General features: G+C 37.0%; 9 protein-coding genes. 3 read left to right on the top strand and 6 right to left on the bottom strand.

Annotated features, from left to right (window positions below; translation table 11 throughout):
* Window positions 1-236 precede the first annotated feature (236 nt).
* Window positions 237-1106 (bottom strand): nucleotidyltransferase-like protein, encoded by an 870-nt coding sequence (locus RYX56_RS16145; RefSeq protein WP_317123072.1) that lies wholly within the window; start codon window positions 1104-1106, stop codon window positions 237-239.
* A 159-nt stretch (window positions 1107-1265) separates the two neighbouring features.
* On the opposite strand from RYX56_RS16145, the gene RYX56_RS16140 reads away from it, so the two are divergent.
* Entirely contained in the window at window positions 1266-1622 is a 357-nt protein-coding gene (locus tag RYX56_RS16140; protein WP_317123071.1) for a YgzB family protein, read from the top strand.
* A 65-nt stretch (window positions 1623-1687) separates the two neighbouring features.
* Here RYX56_RS16140 and perR read toward each other — a convergent pair whose 3' ends face one another.
* The 5 genes from perR to RYX56_RS16115 all read right to left on the bottom strand — a co-directional run bounded on the left by perR (window position 1688) and on the right by RYX56_RS16115 (window position 4510).
* Window positions 1688-2125, bottom strand: coding sequence for a peroxide-responsive transcriptional repressor PerR (gene perR, locus RYX56_RS16135; protein ID WP_317123070.1), 438 nt, complete (start codon window positions 2123-2125; stop codon window positions 1688-1690).
* An 89-nt stretch (window positions 2126-2214) separates the two neighbouring features.
* Window positions 2215-2505 (bottom strand): cyclic-di-AMP receptor, encoded by a 291-nt coding sequence (locus tag RYX56_RS16130; protein WP_317123069.1) that lies wholly within the window; start codon window positions 2503-2505, stop codon window positions 2215-2217.
* Between the two features lie 20 nt (window positions 2506-2525).
* Window positions 2526-3476, bottom strand: coding sequence for a D-2-hydroxyacid dehydrogenase (locus RYX56_RS16125; RefSeq protein WP_317123068.1), 951 nt, complete (start codon window positions 3474-3476; stop codon window positions 2526-2528).
* A gap of 69 nt (window positions 3477-3545) precedes the next feature.
* On the bottom strand, window positions 3546-4019 hold the full coding sequence (gene bcp / locus RYX56_RS16120; protein WP_317123067.1) for a thioredoxin-dependent thiol peroxidase: 474 nt from the start codon (window positions 4017-4019) through the stop codon (window positions 3546-3548).
* 65 nt (window positions 4020-4084) lie between these two features.
* The gene (locus RYX56_RS16115; RefSeq protein WP_317123066.1) at window positions 4085-4510 is read right to left on the bottom strand and encodes a potassium channel family protein; all 426 of its coding nucleotides are present in this window, start codon (window positions 4508-4510) and stop codon (window positions 4085-4087) included.
* A gap of 271 nt (window positions 4511-4781) precedes the next feature.
* On the opposite strand from RYX56_RS16115, the gene RYX56_RS16110 reads away from it, so the two are divergent.
* Together RYX56_RS16110 and RYX56_RS16105 are read left to right on the top strand one after the other, a co-directional pair.
* Window positions 4782-4943, top strand: a complete 162-nt coding sequence (locus RYX56_RS16110; RefSeq protein ID WP_317123065.1) for a sporulation histidine kinase inhibitor Sda — start codon at window positions 4782-4784, stop codon at window positions 4941-4943.
* 186 nt (window positions 4944-5129) lie between these two features.
* Entirely contained in the window at window positions 5130-6431 is a 1302-nt protein-coding gene (locus RYX56_RS16105; protein WP_317123064.1) for a glutamate-1-semialdehyde 2,1-aminomutase, read from the top strand.
* The last annotated feature ends 175 nt before the right edge of the window (window positions 6432-6606 follow it).

Raw genomic sequence — 6606 nt, 5'->3', positions numbered from 1 at the left:
AGCATCTTGTTTTAAAAATTGACGAGATATCATGTATCTCTATTTCGCTTGGCTTTTGTTCAGTTTTCAAAGAACTTGTTTGTCGTTGTTGGCGACTTCATTATCTTATCAAATCGTCATTTCGAAGTCAACAACTTTTTTAAAATAATTTGTGTGCGTAACAACTGTGTTGTCAGCGACAAGTAATAATTTATCACGCACACAAACTAAAGTCAATACTATTTAATCATTTTATTTTAAGATTTTAATTTATAGTGAATGTGATGAATTCCTTTAGCTTTTGATTCTTGATGATCTATTAATAGGAATTCCTTTTCTATTAAGAAGTTAACAAGCAATTCAAGGTCAATTCGATAATCTTGCACTTCAGGAATTTCCATCATTTCAGCTATCGTCCAGCTTTCATCTCTAGAAGCTAGTAATGTGAGGAAATGCTGCGATCCAATTTCAGTTTTTGAACGAACCGCTAATTCTGTAGCAAGGATTAATAGTTCAATTCGTTGCTCTAATGATTCCTCACTCATCAATAACTCTTGATACAATTTATAGGTTTCAGGCTCAATCTTCCTAACTTGCTCCCACACTGTTACCTCAGGATAAAACCCATGGTTAATGACTGCCAGTCTAGCTAAATGATGCAGAGAGTGCATCATATTACTAAAAGCATCGAAGGAATGATGATTATGGAACAACGTTTTGCCTTCATCAAATCGTCTTAACATTTTCGTAAATTGAATCGTCATCTTTTTGATTCGATCGCCAGGAGGAAAGGTTTCAATCCGTTCTTTAACCCCTTGAAGAAATTCATTTCGATCAAAAACAATCTTTCCATGAAAAAGCCAATCCACTAAACGACGGTGCGTGCCTGCGATTAAAGAATGATGCATCGTGGTTTGGCTCAAAGAGTGCAAAGCCACCTTCATCGTTCCTAATTGATAATGCTTTACATGCCAATCAACTTCAGGATTATTTTTTATTACAAGTACAATTGCATCGAATCCATCTAAAATTGATAGCGGTGATAATTCTTTTTCTATAACTAATATAGCCAATGTATCATCCTCACTAGCTCGATCTTGATAAAGTTGCCTTAAAAACATATCCATACTAACTCCTCCTCAATCGCCCACACACTTTGCCAGGAAATTCTCGTGTACTACTTTCGACAAGAACTGGCGATATCCTTCACAAAGTAGTGAATTTCTTCTCTGTTCCATAGGTTGTTCCCCTTCTCTATGCTATACTCATAAATGGGAGGGACGAATATGGGAATTAAGTATACAAATAAAATAAATAAGATTCGAACGTTTGCATTGTCACTAGTTTTTATTGGGATACTCGTTATGTATATCGGGATTTTCTTTAGAGACTCTCCGATCCTAATGACCATCTCTATGCTGATAGGATTTTTATTTATTATCGGAAGCACAGTCGTCTATTTTTGGATTGGCATGCTCTCAACTAAATCCGTACAAGTTGTATGTCCTAGCTGCAATAAACCTACAAAAATGTTAGGACGCGTCGATGCTTGTATGCATTGCAGTGAACCTTTAACTCTTGATCAATCTCTTGAAGGTAAAGAGTTTGATGAATCTTATAACAACAAATCTAAACGAAGCTAATTAGCTTCGTTTTTTGTTTATAAAAAAAGCACCTTAAGCTTGAGGAGCTTAAGGTGCTAATAGAATTAATGTTGTACTTTCTTTGTGCACTCTGTACATGTTCCGTAGATTTCCATACGGTGACTATGCACCTTAAATCCTGTCACATGTTCAGCAAGTGTTTCCACTTCATCTAGTCCAGGATAATGGAAGTCAACAATTTTACCACAATCTTGGCAAATCACATGATAATGATCAGATGTAACACAGTCAAAACGACTTGAAGAGTCTCCATAAGTCAACTCTTTTACAATACCTACTTCTTTAAAAACACGCAGATTATTGTATACTGTAGCGACACTCATATTAGGGAAACGACCTTCCAATGCTTTATAAATATCATCAGCAGTAGGATGGATTGATGTTTCATATAGAAATTCTAAAATAGCATGACGTTGAGGCGTCATACGAACACGGGTGCTTTTAAGTGCATCAATTGCATCTTGCAAGCGATGGTTTGACATCGTCATGCACCTCTCTTTCAAAAAACATTCTTACTTTATAATCTTTATAAATAGTATAATATAATCGTTGCCACCAAGTCAATATTGTCCTAGGAAAGAAAAGGCATTGCATGAGATGCATCTACTAAAAATGAAGTGTATCGATGTTCGTTTTTTGATTTCCTTTTCTTCTTTTCTTCTAATGACAGACACGCATCCTTCAATGCAGCTTTTAGATTCTCTAGATCTGTTTCTTCTACTCCAAAGAGAAACGTTGTATTCCCCTTCTTTAGAAAACCACCTGTACTAGCAAGCTCCGTCATTCGGTAGCCTTTCTCTCGCAAATCCCTCTCGACCTCACTTGCATAAAAATCATCAATAATACAAACTAGAAGCTTCATAACCCGTCCCCCTTTTACAACTAATAGCCTTTAGTTAAATCTATTCGATTAATGAAGTCATCGTTCCCTTCAATGAACGTTTTTAGATTTTTTTTCACGATCTCAAATGCTCTTGTTTGATATTCAGATGAAATTCCAGATATATGCGGGGTAACTGTGACCTTCTCGTGATTCCAAAAAGAGTGATTGCTAGTTAACGGCTCTGTTTCAAATACATCTAAACTTGCATGTGCAAGATGCCCTTCCTCTAGCACTTTTTCTAAAGCTTGTTCATCAACCGTTTTTCCACGGCCAATATTTATAAAATAAGCGTCTTTTTTCATAACAGAAAAACGTTCTTCGCTCATAAACTTTTGTGTTTTTTCGGTATGTGGAAGAATATTAACGACAAAATGAGATTTCCCGAGTAGCGTTTCAACGGTTTTTTCAGTATACATTTCATCTATATACTGAACACTTTTTCCTGTACTATTCATTCCGAGAGTTTTCATACCAAAAGCCTGACTTAAACGTGCAACTTCTTGACCAATAGCACCTGCACCAAGAATTCCAATTGTTTTACCGTTAAGCTCCATCATCGGAACTTTACGATTCCAGTTGGCCTGTTTTTCACTCGCTATCAACTCTTTCGTCTTTCTTGCCATTTGCAACATCATGCTAATCGTATATTCACCCATTGGTTTGGCATGAATGCCACGACAATTCGTCACCAAAATTCCTTTTTGTAAGATGGCATTAAAAGGAATTTTTTCAAGCCCAGCAGCAATAACCATAATCCATTTTAGTTGCTTAGCTTCTTCAATTTTCTCTGAAGTGAGGTCTTCTCCGTATGTAATGAGCACTTCGCATGAGCTTAGATCTACTCCAACCTCATTCATTTTTTTATAGAACATGAAGTCAACTTCCGGGAAATCGTTAATCATTTGCTGTTGAATATCCTCTTTAATTTTTGCTGACGATACAACCTTCATCTTCTCACCTCATTAGAGACCTTTTCTGTTTTCAAAAAAAGCGAGAGTGATTCCCCTCGCTTTTAGTCTTTATGCTTCAACTTCTTCTTTTATAAATGTTAACGCTTCTTCGACATGGTCTTTGACACGTACTTTACGCCATTCTTTTACCAGTTTACCCTCTTTATCAATGACAAACGTCGATCTTTCAATTCCCATGTATTCCTTGCCAAAGTTTTTCTTCAATTTCCAGACGTGATACAACTCAGCAACCTCATGATCTTCATCTGCTAACAATAGAAATGGCAAATCGTATTTTTCAATAAACTTCTCATGACGAACTAATGGATCTGGACTCACGCCTAGAATAACGGTATCGAGTGATTCAAACGATTCTACTCGGTCACGAAAATCACATGCTTGAGTCGTGCAACCTGGTGTCATATCTTTAGGATAGAAATAAAGTACTACATTCTTCCCTTTGAGTTGACTTAATGTTACTTGCTCACCACTACTCGCTTCTAATTGAAAGTCGGGTGCAACTTGTCCGATTTCAAGAGCCATAATGTCACAACCTTCCTTATTTATAAAGATTTATTTATCGTAACGAATCTTGTTTCCTCTTACAACTATTCTACCTTATTTTCAAAACGAATAACAGTTGTGACCACAAAGGCTGCCGGCAAAAGATACCCAAATAAAGCCTGAATGATAGCAAGAATTCTACCTACTCCGATTGGGACAATATCACCATACCCTACTGAAAGCAATGTAATGGCACTAAAGTAGATAACATCTGAGACAAGATGCGTTAACTCCCCACCGACATTACGACTTGCTTCTGCCAATACTTGAATACCTAATAACTCAAGAATCATATAAATAAGAGCAAATGCTAGCATAACAGTCACATAAACATTTACTAACATCATAAAATGGCGAAGAGATACTCGGTGTCTCCCTCTAGTTGGCCGGTAACGTAAAAGCAATAAAAAACTCATTAATACCCCACTTACTGCGATAAACATACATATATATAAAAGCCAATTTACCATTAGCTCACCTCTTACCTTTTTAGGACTGCCTGTTACAAAAGATATGAGGATATCCTATTAATTAGAAATGATTAGAATGATTTTATCTCTAAAATGCTTATGAAAAAAATTTTTATCAATCGTTAAAAAAGTACCTTTCGTTTAGAGGGGATCTTACTATTAAAGAAGAATAATACATATGAAAATTATGTATGATCACATCAAACAACTTTGACTAAATGATCCTCCGAGAATTTGTGAATCATATCGCGAATAAAGGAGGTTACCACACTTGGAAATACTAAATGATGAAGTGTTAATCCAAAGTTACCATAAAGCGTTAGAACTCAAGCTTCATGAGGATTTCATTCAGTTACTATTTCAAGAAATATGTAAACGTAATCTTCATTCCCTCTCAAACGATCTTCCTTCAATGGAGAAAACAACCGATTAAATTGTGATCTATTAAAAGAACTACGAACCTTCTATCTTTTTATCTCTTCTCGTATCCCTCACTCAATAAAAGAAAGCCTCACCTTCCCTACTATCTATTTGCCTTTCACTTGTTCTAAACCCAAGCTTATGATTGAATAATGAATAGTATGAAGTGAATACATAACGGTATGGAGGAATTTATCACATGAATTTCAAACAATCAGAAGCCTTATACGATGAGGCCCAAGAACATATTCTAGGCGGTGTAAATAGTCCATCACGTGCCTATAAAGGGGTCGGCGGAGGAACGCCCGTTTTTATGGAGCGTGCTAATGGTGCTTATTTTTGGGATGTTGATGGAAATCAATATATTGATTTCCTAGCAGCTTACGGACCGATCATCACCGGTCATGCTCACCCTCATATTACCGAAGCAATTACAAAAGCTGCTGAAAATGGGGTATTATATGGTACACCTACAAAGCTTGAAAATCAATTTGCCAAAATGTTAAAAGAAGCCATTCCATCTCTAGAGAAAGTACGCTTTGTTAACTCAGGTACTGAAGCGGTGATGACGACTATCCGTGTTGCACGTGCCTATACCGGTCGTGATAAGATCATCAAATTTGCAGGTTGTTATCACGGTCATTCGGATCTAGTCTTAGTAGCAGCAGGTTCTGGGCCTTCTACATTAGGCACACCTGACTCTGCTGGTGTGACAAAAAGTATCGCTAAAGAAGTCATCACCGTTCCTTTCAATGACATTAATGCTTACAAAGAAGCCCTAGATAAATGGGGAGATGAGATTGCTGCGGTTTTAGTTGAACCAATCGTCGGCAATTTCGGAATTGTTGAACCTGATCCAGGCTTCCTCGAAGCTGTTAATGAACTGACACATGATGCCGGGGCATTAGTCATTTATGATGAAGTGATTACGGCTTTCCGCTTTATGTACGGTGGAGCTCAAAACTACCTCGGTGTTGAACCAGATATGACCGCCTTAGGTAAAATCATTGGTGGCGGGTTACCCATTGGAGCTTACGGTGGACGTGTGGATATTATGGAGAAAGTTGCCCCACTTGGACCTGCTTATCAAGCTGGAACAATGGCTGGAAACCCTGCATCGATGAGTGCTGGGATTGCTTGTTTAGAAGTATTAAAAGAAGAAGGTGTCTACGAAGAACTGAACCGACTTGGAGCCGAATTAGAAAAAGGTATTCTTGAACTTGCTAATAAACACAAGGTCGAAATCACAGTAAACCGTTTAAAAGGCGCTTTAACGATCTACTTCACAAATGAGACCATTCGTAATTACGAGCAAGCCGAACAAACCAACGGTGAGCAATTTGCGACTTTCTTTAAAGAGATGCTTAATCAAGGCATCAATCTTGCTCCATCAAAGTACGAGGCATGGTTCCTTACCACTGCTCATACAGATGATGACATCAACAAAACATTAAAAGCAGTCGACCACGCTTTTAAATGTGTATCTCAATCTCAAAAATAAAGTGAAAGCGCTGGTTTAATCTAGCGCTTTTTTTAATACACTAAAAAGGCACTATAGAAAATATCGCTAATTAAACAAACAAAACGCTTACATTATTTCTTTTTATAAAAAGAGGTTGATTCTAACGAAAAGTCATTGTATAGTACGTTCGGTATGAATTTATTAATGGATGCTA

It is taken from the genome of Alkalihalophilus lindianensis (assembly GCF_032843265.1).
Taxonomy (GTDB): Bacteria; Bacillota; Bacilli; order Bacillales; family Bacillaceae_D; genus Alkalihalophilus; species Alkalihalophilus lindianensis.
The sequence above is the reverse complement of the archived record's forward strand: the minus strand, read 5'-3'. Positions and strand labels throughout refer to the sequence as shown.

What these genes read in the sequence shown, in the direction of transcription:
- RYX56_RS16130 (WP_317123069.1), bottom strand. Translation starts at nt 2,505, where the DNA reads ATGAAGCTTCTAGTTTGTATTATTGATGATTTTTATGCAAGTGAGGTC.
- RYX56_RS16140 (WP_317123071.1), top strand. Translation starts at nt 1,266, where the DNA reads ATGGGAATTAAGTATACAAATAAAATAAATAAGATTCGAACGTTTGCA.
- RYX56_RS16115 (WP_317123066.1), bottom strand. Translation starts at nt 4,510, where the DNA reads ATGGTAAATTGGCTTTTATATATATGTATGTTTATCGCAGTAAGTGGG.
- bcp (WP_317123067.1), bottom strand. Translation starts at nt 4,019, where the DNA reads ATGGCTCTTGAAATCGGACAAGTTGCACCCGACTTTCAATTAGAAGCG.
- RYX56_RS16145 (WP_317123072.1), bottom strand. Translation starts at nt 1,106, where the DNA reads ATGGATATGTTTTTAAGGCAACTTTATCAAGATCGAGCTAGTGAGGAT.
- RYX56_RS16125 (WP_317123068.1), bottom strand. Translation starts at nt 3,476, where the DNA reads ATGAAGGTTGTATCGTCAGCAAAAATTAAAGAGGATATTCAACAGCAA.
- perR (WP_317123070.1), bottom strand. Translation starts at nt 2,125, where the DNA reads ATGTCAAACCATCGCTTGCAAGATGCAATTGATGCACTTAAAAGCACC.
- RYX56_RS16105 (WP_317123064.1), top strand. Translation starts at nt 5,130, where the DNA reads ATGAATTTCAAACAATCAGAAGCCTTATACGATGAGGCCCAAGAACAT.